This window comes from Bradyrhizobium sp. 191 (genome assembly GCF_023100985.1).
Lineage (GTDB): Bacteria > Pseudomonadota > Alphaproteobacteria > Rhizobiales > Xanthobacteraceae > Bradyrhizobium > Bradyrhizobium diversitatis.
Genome location: NZ_CP064692.1, coordinates 4,161,960 through 4,184,561, shown reverse-complemented (window position 1 = coordinate 4,184,561; position 22,602 = coordinate 4,161,960). Strand labels below are relative to the sequence as shown.

The following is a 22,602-nucleotide window of genomic DNA, read 5'->3' as shown; positions in this document are numbered from 1 at the left end:
TCAACAGGACCCTCAAACGCCGACGTCCGCGCCTCTATGAGTCCCTAATACGCCTGCTTTGCGTCGGCTTCTTCGCTGGTCTGGATCAGGTCGAGGCTCTGCTCGATCTTGCCGAGCAGGGCCGAGAGTTGCCTGCGCTCCTGCGCGGAGAGGCAGGCGAGGATCTCGTCCTCGCGCCGCAACAATTGCGGGAACAGCTCCTCGTAGAGCGCACGGCCCTTCCTCGTCAGTTGCAGCCGGAATTCGCGGCGGTCGGCCTCGTTCTCGACCCGTTCAATCAGATCGCTGTTGAGCAGCGTGGTCACCGCGCGGCTGATGGTGGATTTGTGCGTGCGGGTGCATTGCGCGATGAACTGTGCGCTGCAGGCATCGTTGCGGAAGCCGAGGGTGGCGATCACGCGCCAGGCCGGAATGTCGAGGCCATGGCGTTCCTGATATTCGACCGAAAGCGCGGAACTGACTTCCGCTGCGAGCCGGTTGAGGCGGAACGGCACGAACTTGAACAGGTCGAGCCGTGGCTTTGGCCGCGCCGAAGCCTCGTCGGCCTCACGCGCCTTCAGCGCGATGTTGCTGGATGTCCTCGTCAAGGAAGCGCTCCGAATTCCAGTTGACGGCCGGCCGGCTCCGGTCCAAAATAGTTGCACGTGAGACTATCTAGCAGATCAATCCTCTCCTGACCAGAGCCGAGGTTAGTGTGTATGGCGCAGGCCAAGTCCCAGTTCGGCTATCGACGCCACCCCGATCAGGATCGTTCCGGCCAGAGCCCGGCCGAGCACGCGGTCGTGGTCGTCGGTGCGGGCCCGGTCGGGCTGTCGCTTGCGATCGATCTTGCTCAGCGCGGCCAGCGTGTCGTCCTCCTGGATGATGCCGATCGTATCGGCGAGGGCTCTCGCGCGATCTGCTTCTCGAAGCGCTCGCTGGAATATTGGGACCGGCTCGGCGTCGGCGACCGCATGGTCGACAAGGGGGTGGTGTGGAGCGTCGGCCGCATCTTCCACGGCGAATCCCAACTTTACCAGTTCAATCTCCTGCCGGAGAACGGCCACAAGCGGCCGGCCTTCATCAATCTCCAGCAATATTACGCCGAGGCCTATCTGGTCGACCGCATCGACGATTTGCCCGAGATCGACCTGCGCTGGCGCAACAAGGTGACGGCGCTCGAGCAACGCAACGGTTCCGTCGCGTTGACGATCGAGACGCCCGAGGGCGCGTACCGCGTGCTTGCTCAATACGTCGTTGCCTGCGACGGCGCGCGCTCCTCGTTGCGGCAGATGGTCGGCGCCGAGTTCGCTGGTCAGGTGTTCGAGGATCAGTTCCTCATTGCCGACGTCAAGATGACTGCGGAATTCCCGACCGAGCGCTGGTTCTGGTTCGATCCGCCGTTCCATGCCGGGCGGTCGGCGCTGCTGCACCGGCAGCCCGATGATGTCTGGCGCATCGACCTCCAGCTCAACCGCTACGCTGATCCTGTCGTCGAGAAGAAGCCCGAGAACGTGCGGCCGCGGATCGCGCGTATGCTCGGCCACGACAAGTTCGCGTTCGAGTGGATCTCGCTCTACAAATTCCAGTGCCGGCGGATGGACCGCTTCATCCATGGCCGCGTGGTCTTCGCCGGCGATTCCGCGCATCAGGTCTCGCCCTTCGGCGCGCGCGGCGCCAATTCCGGGCTCGAAGACGCGGAGAATCTGTCCTGGAAGCTCGACCGTGTGCTGCGCGGCAGATCGCCCGCGAGCCTGCTGGAGAGCTATCATCTCGAGCGCAGCATGGCGGCCGACGAGAACATTCGCGAATCCACCCGCTCGACCGACTTCATGGCGCCGAACTCGCATCAGGAGGCGCGGCTGCGCAAGGCGGTGCTGTCGCTGGCGAAGGAGACCGAGTTCGGCAAGCGCATGGTCAATGGCGGCCGGCTTTCGGTGCCATGCAGCTATGACTCCCCTTTGTCCTCGCTCGACGCGGATACGTGGCACGGTGGACCGTCGCCCGGCTGTTCCATGCTCGACGCTCCCGTCACGACGCCGGCCGGCGAGCAGATCTATCTGACGGATGCCTTCCGCAAGGGTGGAACGGACTTTACCCTGCTGTCGTTCAGCAATGGTGCGGCCATCGACGCGCCCGATGGCGTCAAGGGCATCCGCATCGGCGGCAAGGGCGGGTTCGCCGATCCCTCGGGCTTGGTCGCGAAGCGTTACGCCGCCGAACCGGGCGCCGCCTATCTGCTGAGGCCGGATGGTTATGTCGCGGCGCGCTTCCGCCATCCGGCGCGTGCGGCGATCGCGGCAGCGCTGGTGCGTGCCGAAGGCTTGTATTGAGGTTCGCATGCCGCTTTCCACCAGCTCCAACTTCGCACGCCCCGACGATGCCTTCCGCGCCATTGTCGAGGCGCATCGCGGTCTCACCGAGGAGCAGAGCGCCGATTTCGATTCGGCGCTGGTGCTGATCCTCGCCAACCATATCGGCGATATCGACGTGCTGCGCGAAGCGATCGGGCTTGCGAAGCGCCGCATGATCGACGGCCAACAGCAACAACAGCAGCAACAATAACCCGGTGACTTGAAGGACGAATTGATGGCGAAGAACTTCGCATCCACTGGCGATCTCTCCGAGAAGAAGATCACCTTCTCCGAGATCGGTACGGATCTCTATGCCTTCACCGCCGAGGGCGATCCCAACACCGCCGTCATCGTCGGCGACGACGGCTGCCTCGTGTTCGACGCGCAGGCGACGCCCGCGATGGCGAACAAGGTGATCGAGCGCGTGCGCGCAGTCACCGACAAGCCGATCAAATATGTCGTGCTGTCGCACTATCACGCCGTGCGCGTGCTCGGTGCCTCCGCCTACAAGGCGCAAGGCATCGTTGCCTCGCAGGAGACCTATCGGCTGATCGCGGAGCGTGGCAAGCAGGATTGGGATTCCGAATACGGCCGCTTCCCGCGGCTGTTCCAGGATGCGCAGAGCATCCCCGGCCTGACCTGGCCGACGCTGACCTTCGAAGGCGAGATGACGATTTACCTCGGCAAGCGCGAGGTTCGCCTGATGCAACTGGGCGCCGGCCACACCTCGGGCGACATCGTCGCCTGGGTGCCGGACGCGGGGGTGATGTTCTCCGGCGACCTGATCGAATATCACTCGGCCTGCTATTGCGGCGATGCGCATCTGCGCGAATGGCCGATGACGTTGAACGAGATCCGCAACTTCAATCCCAAGGCGATCGCGCCGGGCCGCGGCGATGCGCTGAAGGGCACGGCCACGGTGCGCGAGGCCATCGCGATGACGCGCGACTTCGTCACCTCGCTGTATGGCGCGGCCGAGATCTCCGTTGCTCGTGGCCGCACGCTGAAGGAATCGATGGCGGCAACCCGCGAGGTGATGGACCCGAAATTCCACAGCTTCGCCATCTACGAGCACTGCCTGCCGTTCAACGTGTCGCGCGCCTATGACGAGGCGTCGGGCATCGACGACCCCGTGATCTGGACTGACAAGCGCGACCAGGAAATGTGGGCTGCCTTGCAAGGAGGAGGATAGTCATGAACATCAACACCTCGCCTGACCAGATCATCCGCAGCTCGGCCCAGGTGACGCCGGGCTACATGTCCGGCTTCGGCAACAGCTTTGAGACCGAGGCACTGCCGGGCGCGCTGCCGATCGGCCGCAACTCGCCGCAGCGCTGCGCCTACGGGCTCTATGCCGAGCAGCTCTCCGGCTCGCCCTTCACCGCGCCGCGCGGCAGCAATGAGCGCTCCTGGCTCTATCGCATCCGCCCTTCCGTGAAGCATTCCGGCCGCTTCGAGAAGGTCGACGCCGGCCTGTGGCGCTCGGCGCCGTGCCATGAATACGACCTGCCGATCGCGCAGCTGCGCTGGGACCCGACGCCGCTTCCGAAGGATGAGGTCACCTTCGTTCAGGGCGTGCAGACCATGACGACGGCTGGTGACGTGAATACCCAGGCCGGCATGGCCGCACATGTCTACCTCATCACCAAGTCGATGGTGGATCAGCATTTCTACGATGCCGACGGCGAGCTGATGTTCGTGCTCCAGCAGGGTAATCTTCGCGTTGTCACCGAGTTCGGTCGTATCGATGCCGAGCCGGGCGAGATCGTGGTGATCCCGCGCGGCGTCAAGTTCCGCGTCGAGATTCCGAATGGCCCGGCGCGCGGCTATCTCTGCGAAAATTACGGCGGTGCCTTCACGCTGCCGGAGCGCGGGCCGATCGGCGCCAACTGCCTTGCCAATGCGCGCGACTTCCTGACGCCGGTTGCGAACTACGAGGACAAGGACACGCCTACGGAACTGTTCGTGAAGTGGGGCGGTTCGCTGTTCAAGACCACGCTGCCGCATTCGCCGATCGACGTCGTCGCCTGGCACGGCAATTACGCGCCGTACAAATATGATCTGCGCACCTTCTCTCCCGTCGGCGCGATCGGCTTCGACCATCCCGATCCATCGATCTTCACGGTGCTGACCTCACCGTCGGAGACCGCGGGCACCGCGAACATCGACTTCGTGATCTTCCCCGAGCGCTGGATGGTCGCGGAGAACACGTTCCGTCCGCCCTGGTACCACATGAACATCATGAGCGAGTTCATGGGGCTGATCTACGGCGTCTATGACGCCAAGCCGCAAGGCTTCGTCCCCGGCGGCATGAGCCTGCACAATTGCATGCTGCCGCATGGCCCGGACCGCGACGCCTTCGAGCACGCCAGCAATGGCGAGCTGAAGCCGGTGAAGCTGACCGGCACCATGGCCTTCATGTTCGAGACCCGCTACCCGCAGCGCGTCACCGCGCATGCGGCGAAGGCGTCCACGCTGCAGGACGATTACGCGGATTGCTGGAAGGGCCTGGAGAAGAAGTTCGATCCTAACCGGCCGTGACGGTCGCGCCCTCTCCCCCTTGTGGGAGAGGGTGGCTCGCCGCGTAGCGGCGAGACGGGTGAGGGGTTCTCTCCGCGAGTGGACCTCTCTCATTCTAGATTCGCGGATAGAACCCCTCATCCGGCGCTTCGCGCCACCTTCTCCCACAAGGGGAGAAGGAAGAAAGGACCGGGCCAGACGTGACGACACACCCCAACGACCCCAGCCTCCGCTCCTTCATCGACGTCGATCCGGCCTCGGACTTCCCGATCCAGAACCTGCCCCATGGCGTGTTCTCGGCGAATGGATTGGCGCCGCGCGTTGGTGTCGCCATCGGCGCCTACATTCTTGATCTGTGGGAGCTCGAGCAGGATGGCCGCCTCGATGTCGGGCAGCCGGGGACCTTTGCGGCAGGCAGCCTGAATCCGTTCATGTCGTTGGGCCCGAAGGTGTGGTCGACGACCCGCGCGCGGATCAGCGAGCTCTTGCGGCACGACAATCCCGAATTGCGCGACAATGACGAGTTGCGCAAGCTGGCCCTGGTTCCCATGTCGGCTGCCAAACTGCATCTGCCCTTCACCGTCTCCGGCTACACCGATTTCTATTCCTCGAAAGAGCACGCCACCAATGTCGGCGTGATGTTCCGCGGCAAGGACAATGCGCTGCAGCCGAACTGGCTGCATATGCCGATCGCCTATAACGGCCGCGCATCGACCGTCGTGGTCTCCGGCACGAAGGTGAAGCGGCCTCGCGGGCAACTGAAGCCACCGAATGTGGATGTGCCGAGCTTCGGGCCGTGCAAGCGACTCGATTTCGAGCTGGAGATGGGCGTCGTCATCGGCCAGCCCTCGCCGATGGGCGGCATGCTCACGGAGCAACAGGCCGAGGAGATGATCTTCGGTTTCGTGCTGCTCAACGACTGGAGTGCGCGCGACATCCAGCAATGGGAATATGTGCCGCTCGGGCCGTTTCTCGCCAAGGCGTTTGCGACTTCGATCAGCCCCTGGGTGGTGACGCGCGAGGCGCTGGAGCCGTTCCGGCTGAAGGGGCCGGAGCAGGAGCCGGTGCCGCTTGACTATCTCAAGCAGACGAAGCCGCAGAACTACGACATCGCGCTCGACGTGTCCCTGCGCGCGGCGGGTGCCAATGCACCCGCCGGCATCAGCCGCACCAATTTCAAGTACATGTACTGGTCCTCGGTGCAGCAGCTCATGCACCACGCTTCCGGCGGCTGCGCCATGAATGTCGGCGATCTCCTGGGCAGCGGCACCATCTCCGGCCCGGAGAAGGACCAGCGCGGCAGTCTTCTGGAGATCAGCTGGAACGGCACCGAGCCGGTGGAATTGCCCGGCGGCGCCAAGCGCTCGTTCCTGGAAGACGGCGACAGCCTCGTGATGCGCGGCTGGTGCCAGGGCAACGGCTATCGCGTCGGCTTCGGCGAGGTCGAGGGGACGATTCTGCCGGCGGAGTAGGAGCGGTCGCCGCCACAAGCACCGTCATTGCGAGCGCAGCGAAGCAATCCAGAATCTCTCCGCGGAAAGCTTCTGGATTGCTTCGTCGCAAGGGCTCCTCGCAATGACGGCGTGGAGAGAGCCTACCGCCTCTCCGGCGGCACGTCCTTGATCCGCGCGCAATGCGCCGCGACATCCTCCACGCTGTACTTCAGATGCACTCGCTTGTCGGACGGCGCCTGCTTCGCTGTGCAGACCCCCGGCCGCCATTCCTGCGCCGGCCTGATCGGGCGTGGGGCAAAACCGCCGCCGCAATTCGGGCAGACGTTGAACAGCTTGGTCTCGACGCAATCCGCGCAGAACGTGCATTCATAGGAGCAGATCCGCGCGTCCGTCGCGCTCGGCGGCAGGTCGCGGTCGCAAAATTCGCAGTTTGGCCGAAGCTGGAGGGCCATGTTGAATCTCCGCACATGGAGCTGCAATCATCGCAGATCGTGCGCCTCGCGCGAATGCCATAGTTCCCTCGATTTCAGCCGGCCCTGATTTCCTTGAGCGGGAGCCGTGAGCTTTCCTTGAGCCTGTCGAGCACGATCGAGGAGCGCACATGCGCCACGCTCTGGTGCGGCATCAAGACGTCGTTGACGAGGTTGGAGAGGCCCTTGAGGTCGCGCAGCACGGCCTTGAGCACATAGTCGGCATCGCCCGTGAGCGAATACGCCTCCTGGATCTCGTCGATCCGGTTCACCAGCGCGCGGAAGCGTTTCGAATTGTCCGGCGAATGAGTTGCCAGTCCCACCTGGATGAAGGCGATCACGCCGAAGCCGAGCGCCTCGCTGGAGAGGTCGGCATGATAGCCCGCGATCACCTTCTCCTCCTCCAGCCGCATCCGCCGCCGCGAGCATTGCGAGGCGGAGAGGCCCGCGAGGTCGGCGAGCTCCTGGTTGGTGAGGCGGCCGTCGTCCTGGAGTGCGCCCAGGATCTTGAGGTCAAAGGCGTCCACAGGAATCATGCGTCAATCGTCCATTTATTGCACAAATCATGCATAGAGTAGCGAAATCGCGTCCCATTTGCACGCCCCTTGCGCACCCTATGAAGGATAGTTCCTCCCAGCAGCAATTCGGGAGAGCACCATGGGTCCGTTTCCGCACGATGCACCGCCGGCCACGATCAGCGCCGACAATCCGATGGGCACCGACGGATTCGAGTTCGTCGAATATGCGCATCCCGATCCGGAACAGTTGCACGCGCTGTTCAAGCTGATGGGCTATGCGCCCGTCGCGCGCCACAGGACCAAGAAGATCACGGTCTATCGCCAGGGCGACATCAACTATCTCGTCAACGAGCAGCCCGGCACCCACGGCTACGAGTTCGTCGCCGCGCATGGCCCCTGTGCGCCGTCGATGGCCTTTCGCGTCGTCGACGCGAAGGCGGCCTATGACCGCGCGATTTCGCTCGGCGCCGAACCTGCCGATGTGCCATCGGCGCAGAAGACTCTCGACGTCCCCGCCATCAAGGGGATCGGCGGCAGCCTGCTTTATCTCGTCGACCGCTACGGCGCCAATGGCTCGGCCTATGATGCCGAGTTCGAATGGCTCGGCGCACGCGATTCCAAGCCGGTCGGCGCCGGCCTGTTCTATCTCGACCATCTCACCCACAACGTCCATCGCGGCCGCATGGACGTCTGGGCCGGCTTCTATGAGAAGCTGTTCAACTTCCGCCAGATTCGCTTCTTCGACATCGAGGGCCGCGCCTCCGGCCTGTTCTCGCGCGCGCTGACCAGCCCGGACGGCAAGATCAGGATTCCGATCAACGAGGACGCCGGCGAGTCCGGCCAGATCGAGGAATATCTCAAGACCTATCGCGGCGAGGGCATCCAGCACATCGCCTGCGGCTGCCGCGACATCTACCGCACCATCGAAGGCCTGCGCGAAGCCGGCCTGCCGTTCATGCCGTCGCCCCCCGACACCTATTTCGAGAAGATCGATGCGCGCCTGCCCAAGCATGGCGAGGATCTGGCGCGGCTGAAGAAGAACGGCATCCTGATCGACGGCGAGGGCGTGGTCGAGGGCGGCCAGACCAAGGTGCTGCTGCAGATCTTCTCGGCCAATGCGATCGGCCCGATCTTCTTCGAGTTCATCCAGCGCAAGGGCGACGACGGCTTCGGCGAGGGCAATTTCAAGGCCCTGTTCGAATCGATCGAGGAGGATCAGATCCGGCGCGGGGTGTTGAAGGTGGACGCGGCTTAAGCTGCCGCTGTTGCCGACGTCGTCGTCTCTACAAAGGGTGTCGTCCCGGACAAGCGTAAGCGCCGATCCGGGACCCATACCGCGGAATCCATCCATTGTGTTCGGTAGGAGTACCGAACCACGAATCTTCGCCAAACCACTCCCTGTGGTTATGGATCCCGGATCGGCGCGCGCTTATGGCGCGCTTGTCCGGGACGACAGCGGAGAGTGAGGCGACAGCAGAGAGCCTAACGTCCTGCCCACGCCTGCATCACCGCGGCGATCTCCGCCGGCTCCGGCTCGCGCACCTTCGAGGGCGTGCGCGAGAACCGTGGCGCCGGCCCCGGCTGCTTGATGCCGTGACGTTCCACGAAGACCTTTCGCGCGACCATGTGCGGATGCTGCGTGGCCTCCGACATGGTCAGCACCGGCGCGAAGCAGATGTCGGTGCCTTCCATGATCTTGCACCAGTCCTCGCGCGACTTGCTCTTGAACACCGTCTTGAGCTTTTCCTTCAGCGCGGGCCAGGCCTTGGGATCCATCTGCGCGTCGAAATCGGTGTCGGTGAGCCCGGCATGCTCGCGCAGCAGCGCGTAGAACTGCGGCTCGATCGAGCCGATCGAGACGAAATGGCCACAGGCGCATTCATAGACGCCGTAGAAATGCGCGCCGCCGTCGAGGAAGTTCTGGTCGCGCCCCTCGGTCCAGCGCCCGATCGCGGTCATGTCGAAGAAGAACGACATCAGAGAGGCCGCGCCGTCGCACATGGCGGCATCGACCACCTGGCCCTTGCCGGACTTCTGCGCGTCCAGCAGTGCCGCGAGCACGCCGACGACGAGATAGAGCGCGCCGCCACCGAAATCGCCGACCAGGTTGAGCGGCGGCACTGGCGCTTCCTTCGTGCCGATCGCGGCAAGCGCGCCGGTGATGGAGATGTAGTTGATGTCGTGGCCGGCGGCATTCGCGAGCGGGCCTTCCTGGCCCCAGCCGGTCATGCGGCCATAGACCAGCTTTGGATTGCGCGCGAGCACCACGTCGGGCCCGAGCCCGAGCCGCTCCATCACGCCGGGACGGAAGCCCTCGACCAGGGCATCGGCGCTGGCAAGCAGGTCGAGCACCTGTGCAATCGCGGCCTTGTCCTTGAGGTCGAGCTCGATCACCTTGCGGCCGCGGCCCGCCACCGACTTCATGCTCTTCTTCGCGCCGACGCGATCGAGCGTGACGACGTCGGCGCCCATGTCGGCCAGCATCATGCAGGCGAACGGACCAGGACCGATGCCGGCGAATTCGACGATGCGGAAGCCCGAGAGCGGGCCGGAGGTGCGGACGGTCGAGGTGGGGGCTGGTTTGTCGAGCACGTTGTTGTTTCCTCGGGTCGCGGGCAGGTGCCGGTGATCCGGCAAACGCCTCAAACGTTTCTTCTGTTGAGCGAGTTAATCGGCCGATTAACTTTCCCGCCTTCACGCCGACGAGGCAAGCAGTTTTGATGCCGCACGGCCAAAATAAAACGGCGCGCACCGAAGTGCGCGCCGCGGAAAATTTGTGCTGAGACGCTGGAGCGTGATCGTCAGCCCGCAGCAGCCACCGCGCGCTGCGCCATCACCTTGACGAGGTTGGCGCGGTACTCCGCCGAGCCATGGATGTCGGCCAGCAACCCGCTCGCCGGAATGCTGACGCTGTCGATCGCTGCCGGCGACCAGTTCGCCTTCAGTGCGGCTTCGATCGCAGGCACCCGCATCACGCCATTCTGCGAGGCGCCGGTGGCGGCCACCCGAACCTCGCCCGACTTGGTCTGCGCGACGAACACGCCGGTCAGCGCGAAACGCGAGGCCGGATGCGGCATCTTGGAATAGCCCGCTTTCGCCGGAACAGGGAACGACACGGCGGTGATGATCTCGCCGTCTTCAAGCGCGGTCGTGAACAGGCCCTTGAAGAAATCGGCGGCCGCGATCGACCGCTTGTTGGTCTTCACGGTCGCGTCGAGCGCGAGCAATGAGGCCGGATAGTCCGCGGCGGGGTCGTTGTTGGCGATCGAGCCGCCGATCGTGCCACGGTAGCGCACGGCGGGATCGCCGATCAGCGAGGCCAGATAGGCAAGCGCAGGGATCGCCTTCTTGGCAGCGTCGCTGCTCGCGACATCGTAATGCGGCGTGGCGGCCTTGATGGTCAGCGTGTCGCCGGAGGCTTCGATGCCGATCATGTCCTTGATCTTGGCAAGGTCGATCACGTCGGAGGGACCTGCGAGGCGCTGCTTCATCACCGGCAGCAATGTCTGCCCGCCAGAGAGGAATTTCGCCTCGCTGCTCTTGGCGAACAGACTGGCGGCCTCGTCGACCGAGGAGGCGCGATGATAGGTGGTCTGGTACATCTTGGTTGCTCCTGAAATCTTTTCTCTGTCATTCCGGGATGCGCCGCAGGCGCAGACCCGGAATTTCGAGGTTGAATTCGTAGCTTCAGATTCCGGGTTCGACGCTTCGCGTCGCCCCGGAATGACGATGATGAGCAGTCAAGCCGCGTGGATCGTGCGCCACACCCGATCGGGGGTTGCGGGCATTTCCAGATTGTTCTTGCCGATCGCATCCGTGATCGCGTTGATCACGGCCGCAGAAGCGCCGATTGCGCCGGCCTCACCGCAACCCTTGATGCCCAGCGGATTGCCCGGGCACAGCGTCGTGGTGTGGGAGAGATTGAATGACGGCACGTCGTCGGCGCGCGGCATGGCGTAGTCCATGAACGAGGCCGTGATCGGCTGGCCGTTGGCATCGTAGATCGCGTGCTCGAGCAGCGCCTGCCCGATGCCCTGCACAAGGCCGCCATGGACTTGGCCCTCGACGATCATCGGGTTGATCAGCCGGCCGAAATCGTCAGCCGCGACGAAGTTGACGAAGGAGGTCTTGCCGGTGCCGGGATCGACCTCGAGCTCGCAGATATAGGCGCCGGCCGGGAAGGTGAAGTTGGTCGGGTCGTAGAAGGCGCTCTCCTTCAGGCCCGGCTCCATCCCATCAGGCAGATTGTGTGCGGTGTAGGCCGCGAGCGCGACCATCGGGAAGGCGATCGCCTTGTCGGTGCCTGCCACCTTGAACTCGCCGTTCTCGATCACGATGTCGCCCTCGGACGCCTCCAGCGCATGCGCGGCGATCTTCTTGGCCTTGGACTCCATCTTCTCCATCGCCTTCAGGATGGCGGTGAGGCCGACGGCCGCGGAGCGCGAGCCGTAGGTCCCCATGCCGAACTGCACCTTGTCGGTGTCGCCATGGACGATCGAGACCTGGCTGATGGGAACGCCGAGGCGCTCTGCAACGAGCTGGCAGAAGGTGGTCTCGTGGCCCTGGCCGTGGCTGTGCGATCCCGTGAGGATCTCGATGGTGCCGACCGGGTTGACGCGCACCTCGGCCGATTCCCACAGGCCGACGCCGGCGCCCAGGCTGCCGACCGCCTTGGACGGAGCGATGCCGCAGGCCTCGATGTAGCAGGATACGCCGATGCCGCGTAGCTTGCCGTCGGCTTTCGCCTTGGCCTTGCGGGCGGGGAAGCCGGCATAGTCGATCGCCTTCATCGCGGCATCGAGCGAAGCGTTGAAGTCGCCGGTGTCGTAGGCCATGATCACAGGCGTCTGGTGCGGGAACTGGGTGATGAAGTTGGTCCGGCGCAACTGGGCCGGATCGACGTTGAGCTGCCGCGCCGCCGTTTCCATCAGCCGTTCGATCAGATAGCTCGCCTCCGGGCGGCCTGCGCCGCGATAGGCGTCGACCGGCGTGGTGTTGGTGTAGACGCCGATCACCTCGGCATGGATCGCCGGGATGTTGTACTGGCCCGACAGCAGCGTCGCGTAGAGATAGGTCGGAACCGAGGACGAGAACAGCGACATGTAGGCGCCGAAATTGGCGTAAGTCTTCACCTTCAGGCCGATGATCTTGTTGTTGGCGTCGAAGGCCATCTCGGCATGGGTGATGTGGTCGCGGCCATGCGCGTCGGTGAGGAAAGCCTCGGTGCGGTCGCCAGTCCATTTCACGGGACGACCGACCTTCTTCGAGGCCCACAGCGCCACCATCTCCTCGGGATAGATGAAGATCTTGGAGCCGAAGCCGCCGCCGACATCGGGGGCGATCACGCGCAGCTTGTGCTCGGGGGCGATGTTGTAGAACGCCGACAGCACGAGGCGGGCGACATGCGGGTTCTGCGAGGTCGTATAGAGCGTGAAGTGCTCTTCCGCTGCGTCGTAATCGGCGATGGCTGCGCGCGGCTCCATCGCGTTCGGGGCGAGACGGTTGTTGGTGACGTCGAGCTTCACCACATTGGCAGCCTTGGCAAAGGCGGCATCGGTGGCGCTCTCGTCGCCGATCACCCAGTCATAGACCTGGTTGCCGGGGGCCTCGGGGTGAAGCTGCGGCGCGCCGGCCTTGATGGCGGCTTGCATGTCGGCGACTGCGGGAAGCTCCTCGTAATCGACGACGACGACCTCCGCCGCGTCGCGTGCGAGATTCTTGCTCTCGGCGATCACGACGGCGACGGCCTGGCCGACGAAGCGCACCGTCTCGGGCGCCATGGCCGGCCATGCGCCCATCTTCATCGGGCTGCCGTCCTTGGAGGTGATGGCCCAGCCGCAGATCAGGTTGCCGACCTTGTCGTCGACGAGCTGCTTGCCGGTGAGCACCGCGACCACGCCCGGCATCTTCAGCGCGGCGGACGAGTCGATCCCCTTCACCTTGGCGTGCGCGTGCGGGCTGCGGATGAAATAGGCATGGGTCATGCCCGTAAGCTTGATGTCGTCGACGTAGCGGCCCTTGCCGGTAATGAAACGCTTGTCTTCCTTGCGCACGACTCGCGCGCCGATGCCTTCAACACCCATGTCTGGTCCTCCCGACCGGAAATTTGTTGACCTGCGCTTTCCCTCGAAAGCGGCAGTGGTTTTTTTGTCGCGGGGCGGCCGCTCTACTCGGCCGCCTGCGCAACCTTCATGCGTCCGGCCGCATCCAGCACGGCTTTCACGATATTGTGGTAGCCGGTGCAGCGGCAGATATTGCCCTCAAGCTCGTGGCGGACGGTCGCCTCGTCGAGCTGGCCACCATGGCGTTGCACGATGTCGATCGCGGACATGATCATGCCCGGCGTGCAATAGCCGCATTGCAGGCCGTGATTGTCGCGGAAGGCGGCCTGCATCGGGTGCAGCTCGTCGCCCTTTGCGATGCCCTCGATGGTGGTGATGCTGGCGCCATCGGCCTGGCCCGCCAGCATGGTGCAGGATTTCACAGCACGGCCATCCATGTGCACGACGCAGGCGCCGCACTGGCTGGTGTCGCAGCCGACATGCGTTCCTGTGAGGTTGAGGTGATCGCGCAGAAGCTGGACCAGCAGCGTGCGGTCCTCGACGTCGACGGCGACGGCCTTGCCGTTGACCGTCAGTTTGACTGTAGACACTTGAAGTCCTCCCAGGATGATTTTGATTGGTTCTAATTAGAGACAGCGCGAGCGAAACTTTGCAACTGGGATTTTGGCGACCGCGCGTCATGTAAATGACACCATGCGGCCGTCGCAATCGTACGATCCGGTCACGACGCTCCGCGCCGCCGCCAGTGGATGGTGCGACCTTGCGGGAAGCTTGCGGAAAAGGTCGCTCCTCCAGCCGCGATGGTGTGTTCGACGGCCATCATGCGAAGCGCTTGTCCTGGCGGCGCGTGTCTTGGTCGTGCTCGCCACTTGCCCCTGGACGCGGCCCGGTGCGTCGTTTCTCCCTTGATGCTGCCTTCGTTGCACGAATAGGAGCACGCGCTCCCGCCTTTGTAATCGCGATCTTGGTAGTAGGCGGCGACGGTCTAAGTCATTGATTTTGCTTATGGCGATGCAGCGAAGCCGCGCCCGCACGATGCTCGCCGGTAAGCCGCATCGGCCACGACCCTCTAGTACTTCCTGGCGATTGATCGCAGGCCCGCGCCACCCTAGTCGAGCCGACAGGCAACGGCAAAAAGGGTGGAAGCGATGCAGATGAACGACAGTCAGCGGATCCCGGCGTCCAAGGCCACGGTGTGGACCGCGCTCAACGATCCCGACATTCTCAGGCGCTGCATTCCCGGCTGCCAATCGCTCGAGATGGCGTCCCCGACGGAGATGACCGCGACTGTGGTGCTGAAGGTCGGTCCGGTGAAGGCGACGTTCAGCGGCAAGGTGACGTTGGCCGACATCGATGCACCCAATGGCTACCGCATCGTCGGCGAAGGCGCCGGTGGCGTCGCCGGATTTGCCAAGGGCGGCGCGAAGGTCAGGCTGGAGGAAGAAGCGCCTGGCGTCACCATCCTGCACTACGAGGCCGACGCGCAGATCGGCGGCAAGCTCGCACAGCTCGGCTCGCGTCTGATCGAGTCGACGTCGCGAAAACTTGCCGCGAACTTCTTCCAAAGCTTCGCGGCGTTGGTAGCGCCATCATCGTGATTGATGCGCGATTGCGGCGCGATGCTGTCTGAATTCGATGACGCATTTCGAGCTGCAAAACAAGGGCAAGACGCAAGCTCGGACAACGAGATGGGCGACGAAGATCGTCAATGATTTGCACTACTACCTTCCGCCTATACTAAGCGCGAAAAGGCGATGCTGTAATTTCGAACGATGGCTCGCAGACGAACTGCGCATCACGAGCGCAACGCGCTCAGGCGCCCAACGAGGCGTGCACAACAACATCGCGGAGGGAATACATGACCTTTGGAACGAAGGGCTTCTTGGCTGGCATTTCGATGATCGCGATGCTGGCCGCCGGCGCGTCTGACGTCCGCGCCAACGATTCGCTGCTCAAGGCGCAATCCGATTCGAACCAGTGGGCCGTTGCCGGCCATGACTACGGCAACACGCGCTACAGCCCGCTCAAGCAGATCAACACCGAGAACGCCGGCAAGCTGACGCTCGCCTATTCGTTCTCGCTGGCGTCGCTGCGCTCGAACGAATCCTCGCCGATCGTCGTCGGCAACACGCTGTACGTCTCGAGCTCCTGGGGCCCGAAATACGTCTACGCGCTCGATGCCGCGACCGGTGCGCGCAAGTGGACGTGGGAGCCCGAAATTCCCGATGATGTGCTGCAATATGCCTGCTGCGACGTGAACAACCGCGGTGTCTCCTATGCGGATGGCAAGATCTTCGTGGGCCGTCTCGACGGCAAGCTGACGGCGCTCGACGCCGCGACCGGCAAGGCGCAGTGGACGACGAAGGTGGTCGACTACAAGCAGGGTTCGGTCATCACCTCGCCTCCACTGGTCGTGCGCGACAAGGTCATCACCGGCTTCGGCGGCGGCGAGTATGGCGTGCGCGGTTCGCTCCAGGCCTTCGATATCAAGACCGGCAAGCAGTTGTGGCAGACCTTCACGGTTCCCAGCCCGGACGAGCCCGGCGGCGACAGCTGGAAAGGCGATTCCGCCCAGCACGGTGGCGGCGCGGCCTGGCTGGTCGGCTCCTACGATCCCAAGACCGATACCGTATATTGGGGGACCAGCAATCCCGGCCCGTGGAACACCGGCGTTCGCTCGACCGGGGACGGCAATTTCGGCAAGCTGACCAACCTCTACACCGCCTCGACGCTGGCGCTCGATCCCAACACCGGCAAGATCAAATGGCACATCCAGACCACGCCGGCCGATGCCTGGGACTATGACGGCGTCAACGAGGCCGTGCTCGCGGATCTGAAGATCGGTGGCAACACCGTTCCGGCGCTGATGAAGGCGGATCGCAACGGCTTCTTCTTCGTCGCCAACCGTGAGACCGGCAAGGTGTTGTCGGCGGAGAAATACGTGTTCTCCAACTGGGCCAACAAGTGGGACGTCCAGACAATGCGCGCGGTCGAGGATCCCGACAAGCGTCCGGGTCCGGGCCATCCCGCCAAGGACATCTGTCCGAACCTGATCGGCGGCAAGAACTGGCAGCCGATGTCGTTCAATCCGCAGACCGGACTCGTCTACATCCCCTCGAACAACGTCTGCATGGATTGGTCGGTCTCCGACGTCGCCTACAAGCGCGGCGTGTTCTATCTTGGCGCCGAATTCCCGACCAAGGAAGGACCCGGCGGCTTCCTCGGCGAGCTCGTGGCCTGGGATCCCGTCGCCCAAAAGAAGGTCTGGTCGATCAAGGAAGACCTGCCCTTCAACGGCGGTACGCTGACCACGGGCGGTGGCCTCGTATTCGCCGGCAACATCCACGGCGACTTCCGCGCCATCGATGCGAAGTCCGGCAAGGTGCTGTGGAGCAAGAATCTCGGCTCCGGCATCGGCGCGGGCCCGGTGACCTACAGTGTCGACGGCAAGCAATACGTCGCCATCGTCGTCGGCCGCACGGCTGCATTGCCCGCGTTCCTGGGCGAGGTTGGGAAGAAGATGACGGCCGCAGCCCCCGAGGGCGGTTCGCTCTTCGTGTTCTCCGTCCAGTGACGACTGGCGCGCGTATCCCGAAGGAGACGGGATACGCGCGCGCCTTTCGAGATTGCGCGATTGCGGCGTCGGCCAGATCCCGTGCCGCAATCCCTGGTCCAGCCATTCCAAACCTCCGGAGATGAGAATGCGTCCGATCAATCCAGGAAGCGGCAAGAGCCGAAATCGCGCCGTTGCCGGGTTCCTCGCATGTGTCGCCGCGTCCGCGATGATCGCGCCGGGTCACGCAGACGAGGCGCAGCCGTTCCGTCTCTGCGCCGATCCGACCAATCTGCCGTTCTCGAGCGATAACCCATCGCGGCCGGGCTTCTATGTCGAAATCGGCCGGGCGCTGGCGCAGGCGCTCGGCCAGCCGATCGCCTACGACTGGTACAAATCCTATTTCGGCAAGCGCACGGTGCGGGTCACGCTGCTGGGCAAGCAATGCGACGCCATGATCGGCTTGCCGCGCTCGGAGGATTTCATGGGTCCCGCCGTGATCTTCTCCAGCACCTTTGCGAGGGAGGGCTACGCGCTGGTCGCGGCGAAGGGTCAGGCGATCGGCGGTTTCGACGACCTCAAGGGCAAGCGCGTCGCAGTCCAGTACGCCAGCACGCCGCAAAACCTTCTTGCGACACGGGACGATATCCAGAAGGTCACCGTGCTGTCGCCCGAGGAAGGCATGCAGGCGCTCGACCAGGGCAAGGCCGACGTCGCCTTCATCTGGGGGCCCGTGGCCGGCTGGTTGAACATGACCACCTACAATGATCGCTATCAAATCCGGCTGACCGAAGGCGAAGGCCTGTCATGGGATGCCGCCATCGGCTTTGCGAAGGGGTCGACCGAGCTCCGCGATCGCGTCGACGCGATCTTGCCTCAGCTCCAGCGGACAATCGCCGATCTCGCGGTGAAATACGGCTTGCCGGCCGGACAGCCTGTCCGCCTTGGTGCGGCCCCGGCTGCGCCGGCGGGAACCACGACCGGAGCGGGCCCCCGCCCGAGCGTGATGCAGGTCGCAAATGCGGTGGCAACCGAGATCAAGGGCGATGCAGTTGCGCCGAATGCCGAGGCCATCAGCGCAGGCAAGGAGATCTTCAACGGAACCTGTGCGCATTGCCACGGCCCGGACGCGGTGCAGAGCGAACGGAAGATCGACCTGCGGCTCCTGCATCACCGCTACGGCGACGACATGCGCGATACGTTCTGGAAGACCGTACACGAGGGGCGCCCCGCCAAGGGCATGCCGCCCTGGAAGGAGGTTTTCACCGACGGCCAGCTCGATAGCATCTATTCCTTCCTGCTGACGGTCCAGGTCGAATCGAACGACTGAACGGTCTTGACCGGACGGGATCGGGAAGATGTGGTAGCGTCCATCCTGCATCTTTCCGGCACGGGATGGGTGCGCTGCTGCCGCCGGTACGGCGGATCCTTTGGAAGGCGCAATGGCCAGCTTCCTGATCATCGACGATCATCCGCTGTTCCGCGAAGCGCTGGGCAATGCGGTGCGGTTGGCCCTGCCCGAGGCCCGCATCCTCGAGGCGATGTCGATCGAGGATGCTCTGCACATCCTGACGACCGAGCAGGGGGTCGACCTCGCGCTGCTCGATCTCTCGCTGCCGGATGCGACCGGCTTCTCCGGTTTCCTCCGCCTGCGCGAAACATATCCGCGCCTGCCGGTCGCCATCGTATCGAGCGAGGAGGACCAGCACGTGGTCCGCGAAGCGCTGGCGCTCGGCGCGGCCGGCTATCTCCCGAAGTCGACGTCGAAGCGCGAGCTGGCCCAGTCGATCGAGGGCGTGCTCTCCGGCTCGGTCTCGGTGCCGCGGGATTTCGTGGCGACGCCGCAACGACGAAAGGCCGAGACCAGCAAGGCGCTCGAGGTCAAGCTCCGCGAGCTCACGCCGCAGCAGCTGAGGGTTCTGGACCTGTTGCGGCGCGGCTATCCGAATCGGCAGATCGCGCAGGAGCTGCAGCTCGCCGAATCCACGGTCAAGGCGCACATCACCGAGATCCTGCGCAAGCTCGGCCTGTTCAGCCGCAACAAGGCGATCATCGAGATCGGCAAGATGGACCTGCCAGATCCCAGGAACCGCCCCTATGCAAGGGTCGACCGCGGGAGGCCGCAATGACCGGCGCTGTCATTGACCTCGATCAAGCCGGCTGGCGCCGGCTGATACATCCTCGGTTTACGCTCGATCCCGGCAACGATTTGGAAATGGCTGACGCGTGACGCGATTTCTGATTGTCGAAGATCATCCGTTGTTTCGCGAGGCGCTCGAAGGCGCGCTGCGAATGGTGGCGCCCGAGGCCGAGATCCTGCAGGCGACGTCGGTCGATGGCGCGCTCGAGCAGCTGGCCGCGGGAGCCGAGCTGGATCTCCTCCTGCTCGACCTGTCGATGCCGGGCACCACCGGCCTGTCGGGCATCATCCGCATCCGCAAGGCCTTTCCGAAGGTTCCCGTCGTCATCGTGTCGGCGCATCAGGATCCGAGCATCATCTCCGGCGCCTTGTCGCTCGGCGTGTCCGGCTATATCCTCAAATCCTCGTCCAAGCAGGATCTTGCGCAGTCGATCGGCGAGGCGCTGCGTGGCCTCGTCTGCGTTCCCAACGCCTATCGTGCGCTCCGGCCGCGGCGGGCTCCAGGTCCCGCGCATGATCTGCTGAAGCGGCTGCATGATCTGACGCCGCAGCAATTGCGGGTTCTCGAAATGCTCAAGCGCGGCCTGCAGAACAAGCAGATCGCCTATGAGCTTAAAATTTCCGAGACGACCGTGAAGGTCCACGTCTCCGACATCCTGCGCAAGCTGAACGTGCTGAGCCGCACCAAGGCGATCGTCGAAATGTCGAAGATCGATTTCGCGACGCTGGCGAGCGAAGGAATGAGAGTGAAGCACGATCGCGCGCAGTCGGAGTAGAAGGCTGGGAGCGCTTCAAGTCAGCAGAAACGACAGCAGCGCGCGCATTTCGGCAGGCTTGACCGGCTTCTTCAACACCTCGAGCCCGTAGAGGCTCGCTTGCTTGGCGGCCTTCTCGGAATAGTCGGCGGTGATGATCATCGCAGGCACGTCCAGCTTCGTTTGCTGCCGGATGTCGGCAATGGCCGACAATCCGCTCTCGCCGTGATCGAGATGAAGATCGGCGATGACCGCGTCCGGCGCGCCGCCCAGCTCGCGCAGGCGCAGCAGCGCGTCCGCGGCCGATCGCGTCGACGCGACGTCGCAGCCCCATCCTTCCAGCAGCGCGGCCATGGCCTCAGAGCCCGATGGATCGTTCTCGATCAGCAGGATCTTGGCGCCTTCGAGCCCGCCATATTGCCGTTCGGTGAGCTTGGCCTCGTGCGCCCCGTCGCCGACCTCGGCAAGGTCGGCCGGCTCGAGCTCGAGGGTGAACGTCGATCCCTTGCCAAGTTGCGATGACAGCCGCACCTCGTGCCCGAGCACCGTTGCGAAGCGGCGAACGATGGAGAGACCGAGCCCAAATCCGGCCTGGTCGGTTGCGCTGGCCTCACCGCGCTGGAATTCGCGGAAGATGGCCTCCTGCTGCGCCTGTGCGATGCCCGGTCCGGTATCGGAAACCTGAACGCAGATGCGGTTGTTGCGGCGCCTGCATCCCATTACGACGCCGCCGCTGCGGGTGTAGCGGATGGCATTGGCGAGCAGATTTTGCAGGATGCGCCGGAGCATCATCGCGTCCGACGACACAGCGAGCGGCGAGGAGCGGATGCGCAGGCACAGGCCCTGCCGCGCGCAGATCGGCGCGAATTCGTTGCGGAGCTGCTCGAGCAGCGGCGCGAGCGCCATGGGACGCACGTCGGGCTTGAGCGCGCCGGCGTCGAGCTTTGCGATCTCCAGCAACGAGCGCAGCAGATCCTCCAGCGTCACCAGCGAGCGGTCGACCTGATCGATCAGCAGGGCGGCGTCCTGCGATTGCATCATCTCGGTCAGTGCCGAGAGCGTCAGGCGCGCCGCGTTCAGCGGCTGCAGCAGGTCGTGGGTGACCGAGATCAGGACGGATGATTTGAGCGAGCTTGCGGCCTCGGCCTGCTGCTTGGCGCGATGGAGCCCTTCATTGGCGTGTTCGATCGAATGCAGCGCCTCGCGCAATTGTTGCGTCCGGTCTCGAACCTGGCGGTCGAGCGCGATGGCGGTCTCGAACAGCGAGAAGGCGTTGAGCTGCTGGTCCATCGAGCGTTCGACGCGGGACATCAGCGCTGCATTGATCTTCTTCAGCTTCGCGGTTTCCCGCTGAAGCTGCTCGACCGTTGCGGGATCCTGCCACAGCTCGGTCACGTGGGGCGCCTGCCGATGGCGACGCCGGTGAACGTCTGGTTCACATGCATCGAGCCGAACTGTTCGCCGTAGGTATGAAAACCGACCACGCGATTCTGGCGGTAGAGCTCGGACATGTCGCGTGCGAGCTGATGCTGCTCGGCATCGAGACGGCGCAGAAGGCACTCGAAGCCGATATAGAGCGAGACCTCACCGATCTGGTCGCACGTCTCCGCAAAGGCCTCGCGCGTCGTGCCGACGAGGCTGCGCGACGTCGCCGCCGTCAACACCATGCCTTCGTCGATGGCGCAAAAGAAGTGCAGGGAACCATCCGGTTCGACGCGCTGGATCGACCGCGCATAGTACGAGCCGCCGACGCGGACCAGCACAGGATGCGACGCGAATGAGAAGGGGTCGAGCTTGGCATCCATGATGCCGACGACACGGGAATATTCCTGGGCCGCGGGCTCCGCATTCAGCTCCCTGACGGTCCGGTTCTCGATGTCGGCCTCGGTGACCACCATGCGCTGTGGCCGCGGTTCGAAATTATCGCATTTGAAGACACGGAACGGCAGCGACGTATTCAAGAGGATCAGGAGCGCGGCATTCGTATGCGCCTTGCCGTCGAGGAACACCCAGGTCCTCTCGAAGCGCAATCCGTCGCCGGCAGACCCGCCGATGACCGGAATGTCGTCCAGCGAGGCATAGATGGCGGACATCACCGTCTCTTCGCGGCGGCACAGGCCGTCGATCAGCACCAGGCCGAACGGATTTCGGCGCTCGGCGTGCGCGGACACCCGCAGCAGCTCTTGCCGGATTTCGGCGCCGATCCGGCGGCCGTCCTCGACGCGAAAACTGTCGAGATTGAGAATCGGACGCACCACGGCCGAGAAGTCGGCCCGGCTGAAGGCGAGAGCGACGATGCTGTTCTCGTCCCAACCGTCAGGGGCCAGTTCGCCGGCGGTCGTGCAACCGCAGACCGGGATCCCGTCAAATCGCCGGCTGATCTCCGCGATAAATTGGTGGGGGTCGTAGCTCGGGGAGACAAAGAGCAGGATCAGCGCCAGCTCGTCAGACGGGAGCTGAGCGGTGAGCTCGGCAACAGCATGTTCCGCGCCCGCAGCCTTCGACTTCGCGACGGCAATGCCGGAAGCACCGCCAAACCGAAAGTCGGTTTGCCTCACTCCGTTTCTCCCCCGAGGACAGCTCGGTCTAATGCCGAATTCCTCACAAGTGTTCAAAGAGTATGGCCTTTTTCGTCCGGTCGCAACACGGCGATGGGGCCTGCGGGGCGGGGCGTTCCGCCCGAAGCCGATCGGGCCGGAGAGGGGTGGGACGAATTTACCGCCCCTTATCGATTCTGCCTTAGTTTTGCGCATCAAGGTCGGGGGGCGGGGCGCCTCCGGATCGCGGCTGAATTACA

At 64.1% G+C, this 22,602-nt stretch carries 20 protein-coding genes; 11 read left to right on the top strand and 9 right to left on the bottom strand.

Features of this window, described 5'->3' with window-relative positions; genetic code table 11:
- Positions 1–44 precede the first annotated feature (44 nt).
- Positions 45–587: a MarR family transcriptional regulator gene (locus IVB23_RS19445; RefSeq protein WP_197969246.1), complete on the bottom strand. Its 543-nt coding sequence runs from the start codon at positions 585–587 to the stop codon at positions 45–47.
- Between the two features lie 111 nt (positions 588–698).
- On the opposite strand from IVB23_RS19445, the gene IVB23_RS19440 reads away from it, so the two are divergent.
- From IVB23_RS19440 to fahA, 5 genes are all read left to right on the top strand, one after another.
- On the top strand, positions 699–2,312 hold the full coding sequence (locus IVB23_RS19440) for an FAD-dependent oxidoreductase (protein ID WP_247799718.1): 1,614 nt from the start codon (positions 699–701) through the stop codon (positions 2,310–2,312).
- Between the two features lie 7 nt (positions 2,313–2,319).
- Positions 2,320–2,544, top strand: a complete 225-nt coding sequence (locus IVB23_RS19435; protein WP_061880329.1) for a DUF2783 domain-containing protein — start codon at positions 2,320–2,322, stop codon at positions 2,542–2,544.
- A gap of 24 nt (positions 2,545–2,568) precedes the next feature.
- Positions 2,569–3,525: an MBL fold metallo-hydrolase gene (locus IVB23_RS19430; protein WP_247799717.1), complete on the top strand. Its 957-nt coding sequence runs from the start codon at positions 2,569–2,571 to the stop codon at positions 3,523–3,525.
- Between the two features lie 2 nt (positions 3,526–3,527).
- Positions 3,528–4,874, top strand: a complete 1,347-nt coding sequence (hmgA, locus tag IVB23_RS19425; RefSeq protein ID WP_061880331.1) for a homogentisate 1,2-dioxygenase — start codon at positions 3,528–3,530, stop codon at positions 4,872–4,874.
- A gap of 179 nt (positions 4,875–5,053) precedes the next feature.
- Positions 5,054–6,325 carry a fumarylacetoacetase gene (fahA, locus tag IVB23_RS19420; protein WP_247799716.1) on the top strand — a complete coding sequence of 424 codons (1,272 nt, stop codon included), beginning with the start codon at positions 5,054–5,056 and terminating at the stop codon, positions 6,323–6,325.
- A gap of 122 nt (positions 6,326–6,447) precedes the next feature.
- On the opposite strand, the gene IVB23_RS19415 is transcribed toward fahA, so the two are convergent.
- Together IVB23_RS19415 and IVB23_RS19410 are read right to left on the bottom strand one after the other, a co-directional pair.
- Positions 6,448–6,759 carry a DUF1272 domain-containing protein gene (locus tag IVB23_RS19415; protein WP_247799715.1) on the bottom strand — a complete coding sequence of 104 codons (312 nt, stop codon included), beginning with the start codon at positions 6,757–6,759 and terminating at the stop codon, positions 6,448–6,450.
- Between the two features lie 74 nt (positions 6,760–6,833).
- The gene (locus IVB23_RS19410; RefSeq protein ID WP_028178776.1) at positions 6,834–7,313 is read right to left on the bottom strand and encodes an Lrp/AsnC family transcriptional regulator; all 480 of its coding nucleotides are present in this window, start codon (positions 7,311–7,313) and stop codon (positions 6,834–6,836) included.
- Between the two features lie 121 nt (positions 7,314–7,434).
- Between IVB23_RS19410 and hppD the strand changes: the two genes are divergently transcribed.
- The gene (gene hppD / locus IVB23_RS19405; protein ID WP_247799714.1) at positions 7,435–8,550 is read left to right on the top strand and encodes a 4-hydroxyphenylpyruvate dioxygenase; all 1,116 of its coding nucleotides are present in this window, start codon (positions 7,435–7,437) and stop codon (positions 8,548–8,550) included.
- A gap of 227 nt (positions 8,551–8,777) precedes the next feature.
- Here hppD and IVB23_RS19400 read toward each other — a convergent pair whose 3' ends face one another.
- The 4 genes from IVB23_RS19400 to IVB23_RS19385 form a co-directional block, all read right to left on the bottom strand.
- Positions 8,778–9,887, bottom strand: coding sequence for a CaiB/BaiF CoA-transferase family protein (locus tag IVB23_RS19400; protein ID WP_197969241.1), 1,110 nt, complete (start codon positions 9,885–9,887; stop codon positions 8,778–8,780).
- Between the two features lie 209 nt (positions 9,888–10,096).
- The gene (locus IVB23_RS19395; protein WP_247799713.1) at positions 10,097–10,897 is read right to left on the bottom strand and encodes a xanthine dehydrogenase family protein subunit M; all 801 of its coding nucleotides are present in this window, start codon (positions 10,895–10,897) and stop codon (positions 10,097–10,099) included.
- A 138-nt stretch (positions 10,898–11,035) separates the two neighbouring features.
- Complete coding sequence (locus IVB23_RS19390; protein ID WP_247799712.1) at positions 11,036–13,378, bottom strand: xanthine dehydrogenase family protein molybdopterin-binding subunit; 2,343 nt, start codon at positions 13,376–13,378, stop codon at positions 11,036–11,038.
- Between the two features lie 83 nt (positions 13,379–13,461).
- A complete protein-coding gene (locus IVB23_RS19385) occupies positions 13,462–13,947 on the bottom strand; it encodes a (2Fe-2S)-binding protein (RefSeq protein ID WP_061880337.1) in 486 nt (161 codons plus the stop codon).
- Between the two features lie 558 nt (positions 13,948–14,505).
- On the opposite strand from IVB23_RS19385, the gene IVB23_RS19380 reads away from it, so the two are divergent.
- The 5 genes from IVB23_RS19380 (at position 14,506) to IVB23_RS19360 (ending at position 19,826) form a co-directional block, all read left to right on the top strand.
- Complete coding sequence (locus tag IVB23_RS19380; protein ID WP_247799711.1) at positions 14,506–14,955, top strand: carbon monoxide dehydrogenase subunit G; 450 nt, start codon at positions 14,506–14,508, stop codon at positions 14,953–14,955.
- A gap of 260 nt (positions 14,956–15,215) precedes the next feature.
- On the top strand, positions 15,216–16,931 hold the full coding sequence (locus tag IVB23_RS19375) for a PQQ-dependent methanol/ethanol family dehydrogenase (RefSeq protein WP_247799710.1): 1,716 nt from the start codon (positions 15,216–15,218) through the stop codon (positions 16,929–16,931).
- A 127-nt stretch (positions 16,932–17,058) separates the two neighbouring features.
- Complete coding sequence (locus tag IVB23_RS19370; protein WP_346659108.1) at positions 17,059–18,240, top strand: transporter substrate-binding domain-containing protein; 1,182 nt, start codon at positions 17,059–17,061, stop codon at positions 18,238–18,240.
- A gap of 112 nt (positions 18,241–18,352) precedes the next feature.
- Positions 18,353–19,039: a response regulator transcription factor gene (locus IVB23_RS19365; protein ID WP_197969237.1), complete on the top strand. Its 687-nt coding sequence runs from the start codon at positions 18,353–18,355 to the stop codon at positions 19,037–19,039.
- Between the two features lie 97 nt (positions 19,040–19,136).
- On the top strand, positions 19,137–19,826 hold the full coding sequence (locus IVB23_RS19360) for a response regulator transcription factor (protein WP_247799708.1): 690 nt from the start codon (positions 19,137–19,139) through the stop codon (positions 19,824–19,826).
- Between the two features lie 15 nt (positions 19,827–19,841).
- On the opposite strand, the gene IVB23_RS19355 is transcribed toward IVB23_RS19360, so the two are convergent.
- Both IVB23_RS19355 and IVB23_RS19350 read right to left on the bottom strand, forming a co-directional pair.
- Positions 19,842–21,200, bottom strand: a complete 1,359-nt coding sequence (locus IVB23_RS19355) for a hybrid sensor histidine kinase/response regulator (protein ID WP_061880342.1) — start codon at positions 21,198–21,200, stop codon at positions 19,842–19,844.
- A complete protein-coding gene (locus IVB23_RS19350) occupies positions 21,197–22,363 on the bottom strand; it encodes an FIST N-terminal domain-containing protein (RefSeq protein ID WP_247799707.1) in 1,167 nt (388 codons plus the stop codon). The genes IVB23_RS19355 and IVB23_RS19350 overlap by 4 nt, the downstream gene beginning before the upstream one ends.
- Positions 22,364–22,602 lie beyond the last annotated feature (239 nt).